This window comes from Streptomyces collinus (assembly GCF_031348265.1).
Classification (GTDB): domain Bacteria; phylum Actinomycetota; class Actinomycetes; order Streptomycetales; family Streptomycetaceae; genus Streptomyces; species Streptomyces collinus.
The window spans coordinates 4,094,523-4,112,752 of sequence record NZ_CP133771.1; the positions used below are offsets into that span (position 1 = coordinate 4,094,523).

Here is an 18,230-nt window from a genome sequence, read left to right on the forward strand (position 1 = left end):
AGCCTACGACTCGGTATTTGAAGCCTTGAGCGTGCAGTCCTCGCACCGGCCGAAGATCGCGAAGTGCTTCAGGTCGGTATCGAAGCCGAAGGTCTCCCGCAGCTTGGCCGTGAACTCGGCGGCCACGGAGACATCCGCCTCGATCACGTTCTGGCAGTCACGGCAGACCAGGTGGATGTGGTGGTGCCGGTCCGCGAGGTGGTAGGTCGGCGCCCCGTGCCCCAGATGCGCGTGACTGACCAGACCGAGCTCCTCCAGGAGCTCCAGCGTCCGGTACACCGTCGAAATGTTGACCCCCGACGCCGTCTTCCTCACTTCCACGAGGATGTCGTCGGGGGTCGCGTGCTCAAGTGTGTCCACGGCTTCGAGCACGAGTTGCCGCTGCGGGGTCAGCCGGTAGCCGCGCTGCCGCAGATCGCTCTTCCAGTCGGTGCTCACCACGGCGTCCAGTCTAGGCCCGAGTGGGCCGGGTCACGGCTCGGCCGGGAGAACGCCGTTCATCAGGGCGTCGGCGAGCTCGCTGCGGTATTCGCGGGTCGCGCGGGCGATCTCGGTGTGTGCCTGGATCTTGTCGTCCAGGGCGGCGAGCGTGGCGCCGATCGCCGCCTGCTCGGCGTCCGGTGGCAGGAGGACGGGCAGCTCGCTCAGAGTGCGGATGCTCAGCGACGGGACGACCGCGACCACCACTCCCTGGGCCCTGATCCAGTCCTGCGCGGCCGTCGCGCTGAGGTAGGCGACGAGGTACGCGGCCGTGACCGGTCCCGCCTCGGGCAGCCTGAGCCGTACCAGGTTGGGGTGGAACAGCCAGCCCGTGTGCTCCGCCGTGACCAGGGCGCAGCGGCCGACGGTACCGGTCCGCGTGAGGAGGATGTCGCCCTCGGCCAACTCGTATTTCGTCAGCGACCGCGCCCGCTCCCAAGGGACGGCGGGGACGGACGCGGCCTCCTCGGTGACGATGCGCCGGCCGCGCAGGTCACGGGGGAGCACCAGAGGGGTTCCGCCGCTCACCCTGGCACGGCTCTTGTCCTCGGCGCGCTGGGCCGGCCCGGCCTGGATGGACCCGCACAGCTCCCGCAGAGGACGGCGCGACCAGCCGGTCGGCAGCGCGGGTTCGTCGCTCGTCATCACAGTCCGTAGCTCCCGAGTCGTCGGGCCACTTCGGCATCGGCTGCTTCCGCCCGCGCGTGCAGGGAGGTGATCTCCTCCGCCAGCCTCGCAAGCCGGTCCCTGATCTCGGCGGCGCCGGCTGCCGCTGCCGCCGAGGCCTGGGCGGACGCCCGGACGTACCGCGCGGGATACAGGCTGTGGCGCTGATCTGTGATGTCCCGCACGGGCACGGCCCGGCTCAAGCCGGGGGTGCCCGAGAAGGGCCGTCCGGTCGCCCCCGCCGTATGCCAGGACACGTACTCCCCCACCAGCTGCGCGATATCTTCGTCCGCCAGCGCCCGCTGGGTCCGGGTGAGCTGGTGTCCGAGGTGCTCCCCTGCCACGAACAGGACTTCGGGCTCCGCCGCCTGCCGTGTGCCGGGAGCACGCAGGAACCAGACCTGCGTCTTGACGGCGGTGAGCGCGAAAAGCCCGGCGGGAAGGGCGATCACGCACTCGACGGCCCCCGCTTCGACCAGCCCCGCCCGAACCGTCTCGGCAGCTCCGGCGTTGAAGGAGGCCCCGGCCGGCAGCAGTACGGCGGCCCGTCCCTCCGGAGAGAGCCGCGAGACGATGTACTGCAGCCAGTCGAACTCGGTCCGGCGGGCGGTGCCGTAGACCCAGTACGCAGGCGGTGCCATGTCCTCCAGGCGCCGGCCGAAAGGCGGGTTGGTCAGCATGACGTCGAAGGCGCCGGGAGGGTCAGCGAAAGGATCGAACGCGGGGGTGAAGTGTCCTTCGCCGAGCCGCACCGCCCGACCGTGGTGGACCCGCAGGTTCATCTCCGCCACTTGCCGTTCCCGAGCCTCGGGCACCCGGCCGTCGACCTGGGGCGGTGCGCTGTCACCACGCTCGGCAACAGCGTCGAGATAGGCGACGAGCAGTTCCCCTGTACGGCTGTACGGGTCGTGCACACTCACCGCCCCGGGCCGTACGGCGGCCAGTGCCCCGGCCATGACCCTGCTCACCGAGGACGGAGTGAAGAACGCACCGCCCTCGCGCGCGTGCGCGGCACGCCAGAGCACCAGGACGTGGTCGAACGCCGCTCGGCTCTCCTGCGCGGAACCCGCGCTCGTACCGTCGAGCACCCCGGCGAGCTCGGCCAGCAGTCGGCGCGGAACTGTCTTCTCGGGTGGATCGAAGTCACGCACCATCCCGCGGAAGTCCTCCACGGCCTTGGCCAGGCCGCCGTCGGGTCCCACGATCTGGTTCAGGACGAGGTAGAGCAGCCAAAGGAGATAGCGGTCCAGGGACATGGGGCCCCGCAGCCGGTCCGCCTCCGGTCCCGCGAGCCGCTCGACGGCCCGGAGAAGCCCGCCGGCCGTGCCTCCGGTCAGCCCCGCACGGAACCGGTCGCCGTACGTCGTGCCAGCCGGCTCATCCGGACGCCGGGCGTTCGCGGGAACGGCCCGCGCGGAGAGCCAGGCCAGCACCTCGCCGGCGCGAAACCGCTCGGCCTCGACGCCGGGGTCCACGGGCGACGGGAAGTCCGGGTGCCGACGCTCCCAGTTGGTGACGGCCGGACGCTTCACCTGCGCGAGGCGCGCGATGTCCGGCCGGGAGACCAGCACACCGGCGAATTCGGAATCGCTCACAGCGTCTGCCTCCTCAGAACCGCGGCGGTCTGGCACCGCGCAGGACATCTGCCCGGTCGGCGAGCACCACCGGGAACCGGTCCATGGCCTGTGCCTCCACGGCCAGCTCAGGGCTGAGGTAGCCGAGCACGCGGTAGATCTTTGCATGGTCGGCGGCGAGGTGCCGGTGGAAGACCGGCTCGTGGTGCATGATCCGGTTACGGAACCGGACCAGCGAGAGCAAGGCGTCATGCAGATCGGCTCGGCGTCCCCTGTAGTGGGGGAACGCCTTGTGTGTGGCAGGCACCCAGAAACCTCGGTCGTAACCCCGCGCGCCACTGACGAGAGAGATCCAGAAGCCGAAGGAGAGTTCGGCGACGATGCTGTCCTCCGACGCTGGAGCGACCGCGTTGCGCTCACACTTTTCCCGCGCCCCGTCGACGAGCCGGAGGCCGTTGCGGCTCAGGGGTGCGCACGACCACCAGTCCGGTCGTCGGTGAAACCGCGTGAGTTCGTCGTGCAGGGCGTTACGGAGGGTGACTTCGAGACAGTGCAGTGGGCCGTACAGCGTGGCCGACACGGCGACGTTCCACCAGTACAGGCGCATCGCCACCGTTGTGTCACCGCCCGCCGCGGTCAGGTACGAAGCCATACGTGGCTTTGAAAAGGCCTTCAACAGCCACTCCGGCAGGTGGTCGTCCACCGTTTCCCCCTCACTCGATGGCAGACGCACGCACCAACGGCTGCGTTTGTGGTAGCCTGCTGGACGTATGTCCTGGGTCCGCCTCTGCTCTGCATGCCGCCCGGGACACGGCTTCGGAGACCCCGGCCGCAGGCATGTTGCGGCCGGGGTTTCCTGCATCCACAGCTCCCCGCGAAGACATCCGCAGCCTAGCCACAGACGGACAGGTACCGCAAGCGCATTGGCATGCTTGCGTATTTGTTAACCCCCAGGCGTGAAACAGGGCCCCGCAGAATTCAGCGGGGCCCTGCAGAGCCGGGGGACTACTTGAAGAAAGCGATCCCGTCGTCCGGCATGTCGTCGGGCAGGGCCTTGGCCCAGCGCTCGACCTCCTCCGGGGTGACGACCTTCTTGAGGTGGGCGGACATGTACGGGCGCAGCTCGACCTCGGGGGTCTGCTTCTCGCCGACCCACATCAGATCGCTCTTGACGTAGCCGTACAGGCGCTTGCCGCCGGTGTACGGCTGGGAGGCGGCCGTGCGGGCCACCGCGTCCGTTACGAGGTCGATCTGCGGCTTCTTGTCGGCCAGCTCGCCGTACCAGATCTCGATGACGCCGTCGTCGCGGGTCATCGTCACCTCGACCTTGCGGGCGGCGTCGATCCGCCAGAAGCCGTGCTCGGACTCCAGGGGACGGACCTTGTTGCCGTCGTTGTCCAGCACCCAGCTGTGGGACCGGTACTCCAGGAAGTCCCGGCCGTCGTGGGTGAAGGAGACCTCCTGCCCGAAGTTGCACTTCTCGGAGCCGGGGAAGTCGTGCACGCCGGCGCCCGCCCAGTTGCCGAGCAGGAAGGCGAGCGGGACGAGGTCCTTGTGGAGGTCGGACGGGATCTCGATCATGGGAACTTCCTAGACGTGGGTCAGCGCTGGCCCTGGTACAGCTTCTTCACGGTCAGTCCGGCGAAGGCCAGGACGCCGACGGCGACCAGGACCAACAGGATTTCGAAGAAGATCTCCACGGGGTGCTCCTTGAGCGGGGGTGCGAATGGGTGCACAGGGCCGGGGGCCAGCTTACGCGGGCCCCTTCGGCACTTCGATTCCGGACTACTCTTCCGGCTATGGCGAAGAAGCTGGTGATCAAGGTGACGGCGGGGGCCGACGCTCCCGAACGGTGCTCCCAGGCGTTCACGGTGGCGGCGGTGGCCGTGGCGAGCGGCGTCGACGTGTCCCTGTGGCTGACCGGCGAATCCGCCTGGTTCGCCCTGCCCGGCCGGGCCGCCGAGTTCGAGCTGCCGCACGCCGCACCCCTGCCCGACCTGCTGGATTCCCTCCTCACGGCCGGCCGCGTCACGCTGTGCACGCAGTGCGCGGCCCGCCGCGAGATCACGGAGCAGGACGTGATCAAGGGTGTCCGGATCGCGGGCGCGCAGGTCTTCGTCCAGGAGGCGATGGCGGACGGGACGCAGGCGCTCGTCTACTGAGACTCCGTGTACAGGCAGAACGGGTGCCCGGCCGGGTCCAGCAGCACCCGCACGTCGTCCTGGGGCTGGTAGGCGGCGAGCCGCGCCCCGGCGGCGACGGCCCGCGCGGTCTCCCGCTCCAGGTCGTCGACCTCGATGTCGAGGTGGACCATCATCCGCGGCCGGTCCGGCTCGCTCGGCCAGACCGGCGGCCGGTAGTCGGGTTCCGTCTGGAAGGACAGCCCCGTGCCGCCGCCGGGCGGCCGGATGTGGACCCAGTCGGGGCCGTCCTCGTCCCGCCGGACGCCCCAGCCGGGCAGCAGCCGCAGATAGAAGTGCGCAAGCTCCCGGGCGTCCGGGGCGTCCAGGACCGCCGCTGTCAGTCTCATGGGGTGCGGATACCCCGGGCGGACGGGGCGGACGCCGCTCACCGCGGCCGCTTCTTGCCGTCCAGCTCGTCCCACCACTCGTCGGACTGGGGATCCCCGGAGGGGTCGTCCCACCACCGGTCCTCGGGCCCGCGCCGGTTGGCGACCATGGCCGCGACGGGCGGGATGACCATGGCGACCACGCACATCCCGACGGCGACGGGAACGGACCACAGCCGCACGACACCCCAGGCCAGCACGAAGAGGCCGATGCAGAGGGCCATCATCGCGAAGTACGTGTGACGCCGCCGTGCGTACATGTCTCCAGCGTAGGTCCGGGCAGGCCGAAGGGCCGCACCCAGGCGTCCAACCCGGGGGTGCGGCCCTTCGAGGATCTGTCGTCGTCAGACGGCGATCGCGACCTCCGCCAGGCCGCCCTGCTGGGCGACGACCGTGCGGTCGGCGGTGGCGCCGGGCACGAGGGCACGGACGGTCCAGGTGCCCTCGGCCGCGTAGAAGCGGAACTGTCCGGTCGCCGAGGTCGGCACCTCGGCCGTGAACTCGCCGGTCGAGTCCAGCAGACGGACGTAGCCCACCACGGGCTCGCCGTCCTTGGTCACCTGACCCTGGATGGTGGTCTCACCGGGCTTGATCGTCGAGGCGTCGGGGCCGCCGGCCTTCGCACCGCACATGTCGTACTCCTGAAGTCTGGAAAGGTCGGTCGGGGAGGGTTACTTGTTGGCGCCGAGCTCGATCGGCACGCCCACGAGGGAGCCGTACTCGGTCCAGGAGCCGTCGTAGTTCTTGACGTTCTCGACACCGAGCAGCTCGTGGAGGACGAACCAGGTCAGCGCGGAGCGCTCACCGATGCGGCAGTAGGCGATGGTGTCCTTGGCCAGGTCCACCTGCTCCTCGGCGTAGAGCTCCTTGAGCTCGTCGTCCGACTTGAAGGTGCCGTCGTCGTTGGCGTTCTTGGACCACGGGATGTTGCGGGCGGACGGGACGTGGCCCGGGCGCTGCGACTGCTCCTGCGGCAGGTGGGCCGGGGCGAGCAGCTTGCCGGAGAACTCGTCGGGCGAGCGCACGTCGACGAGGTTCTGCGAACCGATGGCGGCCACGACGTCGTCGCGGAAGGCGCGGATGGACGTGTCCTGGGCCTTGGCCTTGTAGTCCGTCTTCGAGCGCTCGGGCACCTCGTCGCCGGGGACCAGCTCGCGGGCGTCGAGCTCCCACTTCTTGCGGCCGCCGTCGAGGAGCTTGACGCTGTCGTGGCCATACAGCTTGAAGTACCAGTAGGCGTACGAGGCGAACCAGTTGTTGTTGCCGCCGTACAGGACCACGGTGTGGTCGTTGCCGATGCCCTTGTCGGACAGGAGCTTCTCGAAGCCCTCCTGGTCGACGAAGTCACGGCGGACCGGGTCCTGGAGGTCCTGGGTCCAGTCGATCCGGATGGCGTTGCGGATGTGGTTCTTCTCGTAGGCGGACGTGTCCTCGTCCACCTCGACGATGGCGATGGTCGGGTCGTCCAGGTGCTCCTGGAGCCAGTCGGCGTCGACCAGGACGTCGTTGCGGCTCATGCTTCTTCTCCTCCGGGGCAGTTACGGCGGGGCGTGCGAGGTCTGCAGGGCGCGCCCTTGAGGCAGGGCGGCGCACGGGTGCCCGAGATGCGGGGCTGCGGGGATGCGCGCGCCGGCGCGACTGCCGACGCGATCGCTCAGAAGGTGCGACAGAGCATGGCGGCGACGCGGCACAGGTCTACTGCCCGCCGCTTCGTGAGGTCCGCCTGTCGCTTCATAGCGTCGATCGTAGGGACGGTCAGGCGGGCATGTCACCGGTGTGTCGCATACTGAGACGCGATAATCCGCAATGTGGGATCAGAGGGCTGTCGGCGACCTCGGGGCACGGGCCGTGACCGGATGTATCGGCCGTCACATCTGAGCGGCGGACGTCATCGTCTCGCCCACCGGACACCGCTGGTCCGGCGCCTCGCGCCCGCCCTACCCGGCCAGCCGGACGTCGGAACCCTTCACCGTGATCTCGACGCCGTCCGGGGCGGCCTGGACGGTGTCCAGCTTGATCCCGCCGGGCAGGCCGTCGATCTTCTGCTGGAAGTCGGTGATCGCCCGGACGCGGTCCTCGGCGATGTCGACACCACCGAACTTGGGCAGGCCGTCGGCGTGCACGCGGACCGTGCCGTTGTCCACCTTCACCGAGCTGAGCACGGAGACCGGCTCCGGGAGCTTGGTGCCGAGGACCGTGGCCTCGACGGTGACCTTGATCTTGCCGTTGCCGCCGTCGGAGAGGCCGACGACGTTGGCGGTGACGCCCGGGGCGACCTGGGTGGGCTCCGACTTCGCCGTCTTCAGCAGCTCGTCGTAGGCGATGGTCGCGGTGCCGGTGGCGGTGGAGGCGGTGGCGGAGCTGTAGTCGCCGGAGAACTCGACGCCCTTCATGTCGGCCTGGAGGTCGTCGATGCGGATCTTCTGGCCGCCGTTGCCCGCGGTGGCCTCGTAGTCCTTGATGCCGACCTCGATGTCGTCCAGGGAGCCGCCGGCGACCTGGGTGAGGAACGGGAAGCCCTTGATCGACACGTCGGGGGTCGCCGACAGGTTCTCGGTCGTCTTCAGCCGGTCGGCGGCCTCGTCCTCGGCGAAGTTGACCGCGACGCGGTCGGCGATCACGAAGAGCCCGCCAAGGATCACGACGAAGATCAGCAGTATTCGCAGTGCGCGCATGCGGTGTGTCCCCCACCCAGTCGGTTAGACGGCGGTCCCTGACGACCGGGTGGCCGTCCCTGGCGCGAGAGTAACCCTCCGGGGAAGAGGAACCGGAGGATTGTTGATCATCTGTGACAGGGCGGGGGCACTGCGCAGGCGCTACGCCAGCGCCCTTCCCAGGACGTACACCGCCGGGGCGGCAGCGGCCAGCGGCAGGGCCACGCCCGCCGTGAAGTGGACGAAGCGGGACGGGTAGTCGTAGCTCGCGACCCGGTGGCCGATCAGGGCGCAGGCGGCGGCGCCCGCACCGAGGAGGGCACCGGAGGTGCCGAGGTCCGTGACCTGCCCGGCCGCGATGCCCGCGCCCGCCGCGGCGAGGAGGGACACCACCACCGAAGCCGGGGTCGGCAGCGGCAGCGCGCGGGCCGGGACCGCGACCGCCACGGCCACCGCGCCCACCGTCACCGCGTCCGCGGCGGCCGCGAGGTACCCGCCGGCCACGATCGCCAGCGCCGAGGCCGCGACCGTCGCCATCAGGCCGTACATCCGCTCGTCGGGGTCGGCGTGCGACCGCAGCTGCAGGACCAGCGCGAGCAGCACCCACACCCCGAGCGTGCCGAGGATGGCCGCCGGGGAGCGGCCCGAGGCCAGCAGCGCCGCGTCCGCGGCCAGCGCGCCCGCGAAGCCCAGCGCGATGCCCTGCCGGGCCGGCCACATGCCGTTCAGCCGGAACCAGCCCGCCGCGGTGACGGCCTGGAGGACCACCAGCGGCACGAGCAGCGCGTACGTCCCGACCGCCGCCGCACCGGCCAGCAGCAGCCCGAGCAGCGCCGTCAGCGCGGCCGGCTGCATGCCGGGCTCGATGACCGGGGACCGCCCCTCCGCCCGGGCCCGCTGCGCGTCGGTGACGCGGGTGTTCCCGCCGACGGTGGCGGGGCCGTAGCCGGCAGCGGAGGCGTCGGCTCCGGCCGGTCCCGCGGGCCGCTGCGGCGGCGACTGGGGGGTCAGGATCGCCGTCTCCGGATCCGGCGCCTGCGCGGGCGGCACCGCCTGGTGGTTCTGCGTCTCCCAGGTCTGTCCCTGCCACTGCTGCGTGTACTGCTGAGCGGCCTGCGGGTCCTCGTACCCCTGATGCCCCTGATGCCCCTGATGCCCCTGGTACCCCTGCCCGGGCCACGCCTGCGGCGCCTGCGGCTGTTGTCCGTAGGGGTCGTACGGCTGGTGGGGCCGGTTCGGCTGGTCGTTCATCGTCATCCTCCTGCGAACGGCGGGAGCACCTCGACCGTGCCGCCGTCGGCCAGCCGTACCGTCTCATGTCCGCGGGTGCCCACGGGGTCGCCGTCCACGAGGAACGAGCACCGGCGCAGGACGCGCTCCAGCTCGCCGGGGTGCCGCTCACGCACCCCGTCGAGCGCCTCGGCGAGCGTGGCCGCCTCGTACGGCTCCTCGGCCACCCCGGCCGCGGCCTTGGCGGCGGCCCAGTAGCGCACCGTGACCTTTGGCATCTGCTTCCTCAATGAATTCGGCGGTCAACCCCGTCAGGCTAGCCCGCCCGGCCGGCGCCCCACTCCCCGATCCGGGCCAGCAACGCGTCGCCCGCCGCGTGCTCGGCATGCCCCATGCCCGGCTCCAGCCACAGTTCGCCCTGGTCACCGGCGGCCGCGGCCAGCATCCGCGGATGGTCGACGGGGAAGTAGCCGTCGGCGTCGCCGTGCACGATCAGGAGGGGGGTGGGGGCGATCCTCCGCACCGCCTCCACCGGGGAGAGGGGCACCGGGTTCCAGTCCCGGCGGTGGATGCGCGTACGGAATCCGTACCGGCCCACGACCCGCCCCTCGGGCCGGGTCACCAGCCAGTGCAGCCGCCGCATCGGCGCGGTGCCCCGGTAGTACCAGCGGGCCGGTGAGCTGACCGACACCACCGCGTCGGTCTGCCGCGGGTGCAGCGCCGCGTGCCGGAGCACCACCGAGCCGCCCATGGAGAAGCCCACGCTCACCACCCGCGCGTGCCCGTGGCTCCGCGCCCAGGCCACCGCCGCCGTCAGGTCGAGCACCTCCCGGTCGCCGACCGTGGAGTGCCCGCCGGACTTCCCGTGCCCGCGGAAGGAGAAGGTGACCACGCCCCCGTAGCGGGCGAACGCCGCCGCGATCCGACGCACGTGCGGGCGGTCCACCGCGCCGGTGAACCCGTGGGCGACGACGAACACGGGATGAGCGGAAGGCGTCCCTGAGGTGTCGTACACAGCCGCTCCCGGCTCGTACACGGCGTCGATCGCAACACCGTCGGACGTGCGCAGAAACGCCCGCGACGACATCCGCACAGGCTTTCCCCCTTCCGTCTCGGAATGCGGACGATCGGTGGAACGCGCCACATCACCTGCCCGACCAGAGCTCATGTGGGCTATTCTGCTGGGCAGAGGACTCGGGCAGCGAAGCCCCCGGGTCCTTTTGTGCTTTCGGAAGCGTTGTATACGACGCGGGAAACCGCAGGTGTACGGAGCCTTCGGGATCGCAGAGCGGTGCTGTGCCAACAAACGTCCTCGCAGGGACCGAGGAGGAACCAGACGTATGAGTTCTCTGCTGCTCCTGACCAACGCCCTCCAGCCGTCGACGGAGGTGCTCCCCGCCCTCGGCCTGCTCCTGCACAACGTGCGTGTGGCCCCCGCGGAGGGCCCGGCCCTCGTCGACACCCCCGGCGCCGACGTCATCCTCGTCGACGGCCGGCGTGATCTGCCGCAGGTCCGCAGCCTCTGCCAGCTGCTGCGCTCCACCGGGCCGGGCTGCCCGCTCGTCCTCGTCGTCACCGAGGGCGGTCTCGCCGCCGTGACCGCGGACTGGGGCATCGACGACGTCCTGCTCGACACCGCCGGCCCGGCGGAGGTCGAGGCGCGGCTGCGGCTGGCCATGGGACGGCAGCAGATCGTCAGCGACGACTCCCCGATGGAGATCCGCAACGGCGACCTGTCGGTCGACGAGGCGACGTACTCCGCCAAGCTCAAGGGCCGCGTCCTCGACCTCACCTTCAAGGAGTTCGAGCTCCTGAAGTACCTCGCGCAGCACCCCGGCCGCGTCTTCACCCGCGCCCAGCTGCTTCAGGAGGTCTGGGGCTACGACTACTTCGGCGGTACGCGCACGGTCGACGTGCACGTACGGCGGCTGCGCGCCAAGCTCGGCCCCGAGCACGAGTCGCTGATCGGCACCGTCCGGAACGTCGGTTATCGATTTGTTACGCCGGAGAAGCCGGAGAAGATGGAGCGCGCCGCCGAGGAGGCGAAGGCCAAGGCGGACAAGGCAAAGGCGAACAAGGTGGACGAGTCACCCGCTCTGGGCGCCACTGAGGCCCGCGCCAAGACGTGAGAGGCGTACCGGGGCGCCGACCTGGGCATCACTTCCCGCACAGGGGCGCCCCGGACGGCGGTCGGGATATCGTACAGAACCTCCTTTACGCCCTGCCCGGAGCCGGTATATCCGCGTAGACTCCGCGCGTGGCCAAGGTGACTCGGGATGATGTGGCGCGGCTGGCAGGGACTTCCACTGCCGTGGTCAGCTATGTCATCAACAACGGACCCCGGCCGGTCGCCCCGGCCACGCGCGAGCGTGTCCTCGCCGCGATCAAGGAACTGGGGTACCGGCCCGACCGGGTGGCCCAGGCGATGGCGTCCCGGCGCACGGACCTCATAGGCCTGATCATCCCGGACGCCCGCCAGCCCTTCTTCGGGGAGATGGCGCACGCGGTCGAGCAGGCCGCCTCCGAGCGCGGGAAGATGGTGCTCGTCGGCAACACGGACTACGTGGCCGAGCGCGAGGTCCACTACCTGCGCGCCTTCCTGGGCATGCGGGTCTCCGGCCTGATCCTCGTCAGCCACGCGCTCAACGACCTGGCCGCCGCCGAGATCGAGGCCTGGGACGCCCGGGTGGTGCTGCTGCACGAACGCCCCGAGGCCATCGACGACGTCGCCGTCGCCACGGACGACCTGGGCGGCGCCGAGCTCGCCGTCCGCCACCTGCTGGAGCACGGCTACGAGTACGTCGCCTGTATGGGCGGCATAGCCGAGACGCCCGCTGTCGGCGACCCGGTCTCCGACCACGTCGAGGGCTGGCGCCGCGCGATGGACGCGGCCGGGATCTCCACCGAGGGCCGCCTCTTCGAGGCCCTCTACAACCGCTACGACGCCTACCAGACCGCCCTGACGATCCTGTCCGGCCCCGAGCGCCCGCCGGCGATCTTCTGCTCCACCGACGACCAGGCGATCGGCCTGCTGCGGGCGGCCCGCGAGCTGCGCATCGACGTCCCGGGCGAGCTGGCGGTGGCCGGCTTCGACGACATCAAGGAGGCGGCGCTCACCGACCCGCCCCTGACGACGGTCGCCTCCGACCGTCCGGCGATGGCCCGGGCGGCCGTCGACCTCGTCCTCGACGACGGGCTGCGGGTCGCGGGGGCCCGGCGGGAGCGGCTGAAGGTGTTCCCGTCGCGGCTGGTGACCCGGCACTCCTGCGGTTGCGCGTAGCCTCCGGCGGCCGGACGTAGCCCTCCGGCGGCGGGACATGGCCTCCGGCGACGGGGCGGGGAGCCTCTTTATATCGGGCATACGAGGTTCTGTCGGGCTTCTCAGCAAGCACTCAGGAAGCTCTCATGGTCGGGCGACAAGCTCGGTTCCATGACCGAGAGCTTCCACCGCAGTGGCGAGTACGAGAACCCTTACGAGGGTCAGCAGCAGGCCCCGGTGAACCCCGAGTGGCCGCCCCCGCCGGCGTACGCCCCGGCACATGCTCCGCATTCGAAGAAGCGCGGCCGTGGCCCGTTCGCCCTGATCGCCGCCGTGGCGATCGTCGCGGCGGCGATAGGCGGCGGCACCGCCTACGGCATCCAGGAACTGACCGGCAACGACACCGTCGCCTCCAGCTCCACCAGCACCACCGTGGTGCCCTCCAGCCAGAAGGGCACGGTCGCCGGGGTCGCGAAGGCGGTCAGCCCGAGCATCGTCGAGATCAGCGCCGACTCCAACGCCGGGTCCTCCACCGGCTCCGGCGTGATCATCACGAGCAGCGGCGAGATCGTCACCAACAACCACGTCGTCGCCGGCGCCTCGCAGATCAAGGCGACCACCAGCGACGGCAAGTCGTACACCGCGAAGGTCGTCGGCACCGACAGCAAGAAGGACCTGGCGCTGATCAAGCTGGAGAACGCCTCCGGCCTGAAGACGGCCACGCTCGGCGACTCGGCCGGGATCCAGGTCGGCGACCAGGTCGTGGCGATCGGCTCCCCCGAGGGGCTGTCCGGCACCGTCACCAGCGGCATCATCTCGGCCCTCGACCGTGACGTCACCGTCCCGACCGAGGAGGGCCAGGACCAGGGCCAGCAGCAGTGGGGGCAGGGCCAGGAGCAGGACGGCGACCAGTGGCCGTTCGAGTTCGGCGGGCGCCAGTTCAACGGCGACACCGGGTCCGACACGACCACGTACAAGGCGCTCCAGACCGACGCGTCCCTCAACCCGGGCAACTCCGGCGGCGCGCTGATCGACATGAACGGCAACATCATCGGGATCAACTCCGCGATGTACTCGCCGGCCGGCCAGGCCTCCTCGTCCTCCGACGCGGGCAGCGTCGGCCTGGGCTTCGCCATCCCGATCAACACCGTCAAGGCCGACCTGGCGAAGCTGCGGGCGGGTTCGACCGACTGAGTCCGAGCACCTGACAGTGAGGAGTACGGCGATGATCCAGCAGACGGTGCACACGGAGCCGGGCGCGGACCCCGCGGACGTGGGTCTGGCCCTGGCGGTGGCGTACGCCCTGCACGCGCCCGCCGGCCGGGCACCGGAGGTGCCGGGCAAGGCACCCCGGCGCGGCGGCCGGACCGCGACGGCCCGACGCCGCGCGGTACGGGGCTGACGCTCCTCCCGGCACCGCCCGCCCCCGTGCGACGCTGAGACCGTCAGAGCACCCCCGTCCCCCTTCACACCCGAGGACCTCCGACCCATGAGCCCCGCAGACGGCGACCGTGACCCGCAGCGCATCCTGATCGTCGACGACGAGCCGGCCGTACGCGAAGCCCTTCAGCGCAGCCTCGCGTTCGAGGGGTACGGCACCGAGGTCGCCGTCGACGGCGCGGACGCCCTGGAGAAGGCGGCGGCCTACCGGCCCGACCTGGTCGTCCTCGACATCCAGATGCCGCGCATGGACGGTCTGACGGCGGCGCGCCGCATCCGCGCCACCGGCGACACCACACCGATCCTGATGCTCACGGCCCGCGACACGGTCGGCGACCGGGTCACCGGCCTCGACGCGGGCGCCGACGACTACCTGGTCAAGCCGTTCGAACTCGACGAACTCTTCGCCCGCATCCGCGCGCTGCTGCGCCGCAGCACCTACGCGGCGGCCGTGGGCGCGACCGCCGCGGCCGACGAGGACGCGCTCACCTTCGCCGACCTGCGCATGGACCTCTCGACGCGGGAGGTCACCCGGGGCGGGCGCCAGGTGGAGCTGACCCGGACCGAGTTCACACTCCTGGAGATGTTCATGGCGCACCCGCGCCAGGTCCTCACCCGGGAGCAGATCCTCAAGGCCGTCTGGGGCTTCGACTTCGAGCCGTCGTCGAACTCCCTCGACGTGTACGTGATGTACCTGCGCCGCAAGACCGAGGGGGGCGGCGAGCCGCGCCTCGTCCACACGGTGCGGGGTGTCGGTTACGTGCTGCGGCAGGGCGGCGCGGAGTGAGTTCCCGGACGCACCGGGTCGTACGGCGTTTCCGCTCCCTGCCGATCCGCTCCCGACTGGCCCTGCTGGTGGCCGCGGCGGTGGCGTTCGCGGTGGCGGCGGTGTCGGTGACGTGCTGGTTCATCGTGCAGGGGAAGTTGTACGACGAGATCGACAACGACCTGAGGTCCTCGGTGGGGCCGCTGCGTCCGGACGACTTCCAGGACCTCACGAACGACTGCCGTCAGACGCCTTCCGACGAGCTGGGCATGGGATCGCGGCCCAAGAGCTACGGGCAGTTGGTCCGGGTCGACGGCAAGGTGTGCCTCTTCCCGAGTTCCACGGCACAGGTGCAGGTCAGCGGCGACGACAAGGCCGTGGCCAAGGACCCCGACCCGAACCAGGGCCACATCCGTGACGGCACCGACAACGACGGCAACAAGCTGCGCGTCCTGACGACGGCGGTCGTCATCAAGGACGGGCGCCTGCCCTTGGGCGTCGCCGCCGACTACTCCCTCGTCATCGCCCTGCCGCTCAAGGGAACGCAGTCCACGCTCAACGAACTGGCGCTGATCCTCCTGCTGGTCTCCGGCGTGGGAGTGCTCGGCGCAGGAGCCGCCGGCCTGGCTGTTGCCCGGGCCGGGCTGCGGCCCGTCGACAAACTGACCGAGGCCGTCGAGCACGTGGCCCGCACGGAGGATCTGAACGTCCGTATCCCCGTGGAGGACGACAGCGAGGACGAGATCGCCCGCCTGTCCCACTCCTTCAACTCCATGACCTCGGCCCTGGCCAGCTCCCGTGACCTCCAGCAGCAACTGATCGCGGACGCCGGCCACGAACTGCGCACACCGCTCACCTCTCTCCGCACCAACATCGAACTCCTCACCCGCAGCGAGGAGACGGGCCGCCCCATCCCCGAGGCGGACCGCAAGGCACTGCTCGCGTCGGTGAAGGCGCAGATGACGGAACTCGCCACGCTCATCGGCGACCTTCAGGAACTGTCCCGCCCGGACCCCGGCCAGCACTCGGAGCGGACACAGATCGTGGCCTGGCAGGACACGGTCGAGTCGGCGCTGCGGCGAGCGCGGCTGCGCGGACCGGAACTGACGATCACGGCGGACGTCGAGCCCTGGTTCGTCCGCGCGGAACCCTCCGCCCTGGAACGGGCGGTGGTCAACATCCTGGACAACGCGGTGAAGTTCAGCCCGGAGGGCGGCCTGATCGAGGTCCGCCTGACCGAGGGCGTCCTCACGGTCCGCGACCACGGCCCGGGCATCCCCGCCGACGAACTCCCCTACGTCTTCGACCGCTTCTGGCGCTCCCCCGGTGCGCGGGCCCTGCCGGGCTCGGGCCTGGGCCTGTCGATCGTGGCCCGGACGGTTCAGCAGGCGGGGGGCGAGGTGTCGCTGTCCCGGGCGGACGGGGGCGGCACGGTGGCGACGGTACGGCTGCCGGGGGCGGCGGTGCCACCGCCGGAGGACCTGCCCTCAGCCTGAGGTCAGGGCCGGGCTCACAGGGATCCGAGCATGCCTGGCGAGTCGATGTCCACGGTCAGGATGCCAGGGGGGTAGTCGCCCTCTCGTCCGGTCAGGATGATCGACATCCCGCCGGTCTCGATGTGCGGTGTAGCAACGTAGAGGGTGTGGCAGATGTCAGCCCCGCCCCAGCCCTCACGGATCATGGAACCCACTGTTGCCGCCGCTGTCTGATGGAGCGGGTCGACCATGACTCCCGGAAGCGCGATCACATCGCCGGCAGTCCCCTTCTCCATCGACTCCGCCTGCATCAGACACAGCGCAGGGATGTGCAGCCAGTCCCCAGGCGTGTGAGCGACGTTGTCGACGAGGCGGTGGAGAGCTTCGCGCCCTTGTGCGAGTGCGACCACCGCACTGGTGTCGAGAATGATCACGCTGGGTTGCCTCGCAGGGTATGCATCTTCTCGGCGGCCATCGCGTACACATTTGCCAGGACGTTCGGCCCTTGGTCGAACTCCTCGTCGGTCAATGTGCAGCCCATCCGCTCACGCAGAACCTTTCGTGCGGCAGCGACGCGTTCCGCGATCTGGTCTGCGGTCAGCTGCTTCGCAGCCAATTGCTCGACGAGCTGCCCCAAAGTCACACCCTGCTCTTTGGCGACCTGCGCAAGATGATCGCGGGTTTGCCGGGATACTTGGATGGTCGTATGTTCCGCCATAGCCCCACCATAGCTCCACCACAACCCCAGGGCAGGCCGTCTGCGCCCGTTTTCACTGGTCGGGGTGGACAGACCTCCCACCCTTGACGTCTGCGAGGAAGGCCACCCAGGGGCTAGCGCCGAACACGAGTATCGGGCCGTGGGGGAGCTTGCTGTCGCGGACCCCCTCGTCCGGCCCTACCTCCGCACCCCGGAGGTCCACGTATGCGCCTGCTCCCCTGGACCGGCACCGACGGCAAGGCCTGTTACCTGTCCACCGACGACCCCGGCAGCCTGCTCTCGCGGCTCGCCGACGACGTCGAGGCCGCTCAGCTCGCGTCCGCCGAAACCGTGCTCGCCGGTGCCAGAGCCGTACTGCACGACGACAAGTATCGCTGTCAGTCGCGGCGACGGCACCCGATAAGGCAGGACATACACCCCGCGCACCTGTCGATGTCCTGTCATACCCATCAGTAGCGCAAACTCCCGCCGCTGTTCTGACATCTTCATCGCCGTCACAGAACGACAAGCAGGAGTGAGCCCCCCACATGCGTCTCATTCGCACGTCAACTGTCAGGAAAATCGGCGTAGTTGCCGCCTCCACCGCCCTCGCCGTGACCGGTCTGCTGGCCGGCGCGGGGACCGCCTCGGCCGGGCCCGCCGGGGCGACGAACATCCGGGGTGTCGACCCCGGGGACACCGACCGGATGATCGAGCGGCTCTGCGGCCAGGAGACGAGCCTCACGGGCGTGTACGGCGCCCTGAACGTCGACACCGGTGAGTTCAAGACCCGGGACGAGTACCTGCGGGACGTCTTCGGGCTGTGGAAGCCGGCCGGGCCGTGGGAGCTGTTCCGCGGCTGGTGCGGATACGCCGAGGCCTCGACCTGGTCGATCAAGGGCGACACCGTCCGCACGTCCCGCTGGATCGGGAACAAGGGGTCCGCCGACGACAAGGAGACCTTCGTCAGCAGCTACAGCACCAAGACGTTCGCGAAGAAGAGCGTCGGCGGCAGCATCAGCCTCTCCCTGGCCAAGAGCATCTTCAGCGGAACCGTGGGCGGCAGCGCCGGCTACGAGTGGGGCTGGGAGAAGGAGTCCAGGTTCGAGACCCGGAGCGAGAAGACCGTTCCGCCGTGCCGGCAGGTCGCCGTGACCTGGACGCCGTACCAGCGCGTGGTGCGCGTGAACCCGGTCTTCCACGTCGAGGACTACGAGTGGAACAAGGGCGACGGCGACCGGACCGTGCACAGCTGGCGTGACCGGGGCTACCAGACCATCTACTCGCACGGGTACTACATCGACGGCATCTCCGACAAGCTTCTCCCGAGCGGTCAGCCCGACGGACGCGAGGACAAGATCGAGGAGAAGCTCGACCCCGGGTCCTGCACCGGATAGGACGCGTACACCGGCAACCTTTC

26 protein-coding genes are annotated in these 18,230 nt (G+C 70.3%); 9 read left to right on the forward strand and 17 right to left on the reverse strand.

Translation table 11 applies throughout. From position 1 onward, the window contains the following. Positions 1 to 3: 3 nt before the first annotated feature. The 5 genes from RFN52_RS18520 to RFN52_RS18540 form a co-directional block, all read right to left on the reverse strand. Complete coding sequence (locus RFN52_RS18520) at positions 4 to 441, reverse strand: Fur family transcriptional regulator (RefSeq protein WP_184847741.1); 438 nt, start codon at positions 439 to 441, stop codon at positions 4 to 6. 30 nt (positions 442 to 471) lie between these two features. Then, positions 472 to 1,125: a restriction endonuclease subunit S gene (locus RFN52_RS18525; protein ID WP_184847742.1), complete on the reverse strand. Its 654-nt coding sequence runs from the start codon at positions 1,123 to 1,125 to the stop codon at positions 472 to 474. Further along, complete coding sequence (locus RFN52_RS18530; RefSeq protein ID WP_184847743.1) at positions 1,125 to 2,741, reverse strand: N-6 DNA methylase; 1,617 nt, start codon at positions 2,739 to 2,741, stop codon at positions 1,125 to 1,127. The genes RFN52_RS18525 and RFN52_RS18530 overlap by 1 nt, the downstream gene beginning before the upstream one ends. 13 nt (positions 2,742 to 2,754) lie before the next feature. Beyond that, on the reverse strand, positions 2,755 to 3,423 hold the full coding sequence (locus RFN52_RS18535; protein ID WP_184847744.1) for a hypothetical protein: 669 nt from the start codon (positions 3,421 to 3,423) through the stop codon (positions 2,755 to 2,757). A 302-nt stretch (positions 3,424 to 3,725) separates the two neighbouring features. Beyond that, positions 3,726 to 4,301 (reverse strand): heme-binding beta-barrel domain-containing protein, encoded by a 576-nt coding sequence (locus tag RFN52_RS18540; protein WP_184847745.1) that lies wholly within the window; start codon positions 4,299 to 4,301, stop codon positions 3,726 to 3,728. Between the two features lie 218 nt (positions 4,302 to 4,519). On the opposite strand from RFN52_RS18540, the gene RFN52_RS18545 reads away from it, so the two are divergent. Continuing rightward, entirely contained in the window at positions 4,520 to 4,882 is a 363-nt protein-coding gene (locus tag RFN52_RS18545) for a DsrE family protein (RefSeq protein ID WP_175433350.1), read from the forward strand. Here the strand turns inward: RFN52_RS18545 and RFN52_RS18550 are convergent. The 9 genes from RFN52_RS18550 to RFN52_RS18585 all read right to left on the reverse strand — a co-directional run bounded on the left by RFN52_RS18550 (position 4,876) and on the right by RFN52_RS18585 (position 10,341). Continuing rightward, a complete protein-coding gene (locus tag RFN52_RS18550; protein WP_184847746.1) occupies positions 4,876 to 5,250 on the reverse strand; it encodes a VOC family protein in 375 nt (124 codons plus the stop codon). The genes RFN52_RS18545 and RFN52_RS18550 overlap by 7 nt on opposite strands. Positions 5,251 to 5,288: 38 nt before the next feature. After that, positions 5,289 to 5,549: a DUF3099 domain-containing protein gene (locus tag RFN52_RS18555; protein WP_184847747.1), complete on the reverse strand. Its 261-nt coding sequence runs from the start codon at positions 5,547 to 5,549 to the stop codon at positions 5,289 to 5,291. An 84-nt stretch (positions 5,550 to 5,633) separates the two neighbouring features. Next, positions 5,634 to 5,921 carry a DUF1416 domain-containing protein gene (locus tag RFN52_RS18560; protein WP_003991226.1) on the reverse strand — a complete coding sequence of 96 codons (288 nt, stop codon included), beginning with the start codon at positions 5,919 to 5,921 and terminating at the stop codon, positions 5,634 to 5,636. A 39-nt stretch (positions 5,922 to 5,960) separates the two neighbouring features. Beyond that, positions 5,961 to 6,806 carry a sulfurtransferase gene (locus tag RFN52_RS18565; protein ID WP_184847748.1) on the reverse strand — a complete coding sequence of 282 codons (846 nt, stop codon included), beginning with the start codon at positions 6,804 to 6,806 and terminating at the stop codon, positions 5,961 to 5,963. 137 nt (positions 6,807 to 6,943) lie between these two features. After that, positions 6,944 to 7,024 carry a putative leader peptide gene (locus RFN52_RS40085; RefSeq protein ID WP_350310325.1) on the reverse strand — a complete coding sequence of 27 codons (81 nt, stop codon included), beginning with the start codon at positions 7,022 to 7,024 and terminating at the stop codon, positions 6,944 to 6,946. Between the two features lie 202 nt (positions 7,025 to 7,226). Next, on the reverse strand, positions 7,227 to 7,964 hold the full coding sequence (locus RFN52_RS18570; RefSeq protein WP_184847749.1) for an LmeA family phospholipid-binding protein: 738 nt from the start codon (positions 7,962 to 7,964) through the stop codon (positions 7,227 to 7,229). 141 nt (positions 7,965 to 8,105) lie between these two features. Beyond that, positions 8,106 to 9,194 (reverse strand): hypothetical protein, encoded by a 1,089-nt coding sequence (locus RFN52_RS18575; protein WP_184847750.1) that lies wholly within the window; start codon positions 9,192 to 9,194, stop codon positions 8,106 to 8,108. A 2-nt stretch (positions 9,195 to 9,196) separates the two neighbouring features. Beyond that, positions 9,197 to 9,451: a MoaD/ThiS family protein gene (locus tag RFN52_RS18580; protein ID WP_010036212.1), complete on the reverse strand. Its 255-nt coding sequence runs from the start codon at positions 9,449 to 9,451 to the stop codon at positions 9,197 to 9,199. 38 nt (positions 9,452 to 9,489) lie between these two features. Continuing rightward, on the reverse strand, positions 9,490 to 10,341 hold the full coding sequence (locus RFN52_RS18585) for an alpha/beta hydrolase (protein ID WP_184847751.1): 852 nt from the start codon (positions 10,339 to 10,341) through the stop codon (positions 9,490 to 9,492). A gap of 172 nt (positions 10,342 to 10,513) precedes the next feature. Here RFN52_RS18585 and RFN52_RS18590 point away from each other — a divergent pair, with 172 nt between their 5' ends. From RFN52_RS18590 to RFN52_RS18615, 6 genes are all read left to right on the forward strand, one after another. Then, positions 10,514 to 11,302, forward strand: coding sequence for a response regulator transcription factor (locus RFN52_RS18590; RefSeq protein WP_184847752.1), 789 nt, complete (start codon positions 10,514 to 10,516; stop codon positions 11,300 to 11,302). 128 nt (positions 11,303 to 11,430) lie between these two features. Further along, complete coding sequence (locus RFN52_RS18595; RefSeq protein WP_184847753.1) at positions 11,431 to 12,453, forward strand: LacI family DNA-binding transcriptional regulator; 1,023 nt, start codon at positions 11,431 to 11,433, stop codon at positions 12,451 to 12,453. 150 nt (positions 12,454 to 12,603) lie between these two features. Beyond that, positions 12,604 to 13,626 (forward strand): S1C family serine protease, encoded by a 1,023-nt coding sequence (locus RFN52_RS18600; RefSeq protein ID WP_184847754.1) that lies wholly within the window; start codon positions 12,604 to 12,606, stop codon positions 13,624 to 13,626. Positions 13,627 to 13,657: 31 nt separating this feature from the next. Continuing rightward, entirely contained in the window at positions 13,658 to 13,834 is a 177-nt protein-coding gene (locus RFN52_RS18605; protein WP_184847755.1) for a hypothetical protein, read from the forward strand. Between the two features lie 87 nt (positions 13,835 to 13,921). After that, a complete protein-coding gene (locus RFN52_RS18610; protein ID WP_184847756.1) occupies positions 13,922 to 14,659 on the forward strand; it encodes a response regulator transcription factor in 738 nt (245 codons plus the stop codon). Next, complete coding sequence (locus RFN52_RS18615; RefSeq protein ID WP_184847757.1) at positions 14,656 to 16,134, forward strand: HAMP domain-containing sensor histidine kinase; 1,479 nt, start codon at positions 14,656 to 14,658, stop codon at positions 16,132 to 16,134. Before RFN52_RS18610 ends, RFN52_RS18615 begins: the two co-directional genes overlap by 4 nt. 14 nt (positions 16,135 to 16,148) lie before the next feature. Here the strand turns inward: RFN52_RS18615 and RFN52_RS18620 are convergent, their stop codons facing one another. The 3 genes from RFN52_RS18620 to RFN52_RS18630 are packed head-to-tail and all read right to left on the reverse strand — an operon-like array spanning position 16,149 to position 17,033. Continuing rightward, a complete protein-coding gene (locus RFN52_RS18620; RefSeq protein ID WP_184847758.1) occupies positions 16,149 to 16,547 on the reverse strand; it encodes a PIN domain-containing protein in 399 nt (132 codons plus the stop codon). Beyond that, positions 16,544 to 16,831, reverse strand: coding sequence for a hypothetical protein (locus RFN52_RS18625; RefSeq protein WP_184847759.1), 288 nt, complete (start codon positions 16,829 to 16,831; stop codon positions 16,544 to 16,546). The genes RFN52_RS18620 and RFN52_RS18625 overlap by 4 nt, the downstream gene beginning before the upstream one ends. A 52-nt stretch (positions 16,832 to 16,883) precedes the next feature. Next, positions 16,884 to 17,033 carry a DUF397 domain-containing protein gene (locus RFN52_RS18630; RefSeq protein ID WP_311240992.1) on the reverse strand — a complete coding sequence of 50 codons (150 nt, stop codon included), beginning with the start codon at positions 17,031 to 17,033 and terminating at the stop codon, positions 16,884 to 16,886. A 2-nt stretch (positions 17,034 to 17,035) separates the two neighbouring features. Here RFN52_RS18630 and RFN52_RS18635 point away from each other — a divergent pair, with 2 nt between their 5' ends. Together RFN52_RS18635 and RFN52_RS18640 are read left to right on the forward strand one after the other, a co-directional pair. Further along, on the forward strand, positions 17,036 to 17,287 hold the full coding sequence (locus RFN52_RS18635; RefSeq protein WP_229856703.1) for a hypothetical protein: 252 nt from the start codon (positions 17,036 to 17,038) through the stop codon (positions 17,285 to 17,287). A 71-nt stretch (positions 17,288 to 17,358) separates the two neighbouring features. After that, positions 17,359 to 18,207 (forward strand): hypothetical protein, encoded by an 849-nt coding sequence (locus RFN52_RS18640; protein ID WP_184847761.1) that lies wholly within the window; start codon positions 17,359 to 17,361, stop codon positions 18,205 to 18,207. Positions 18,208 to 18,230: the final 23 nt, after the last annotated feature.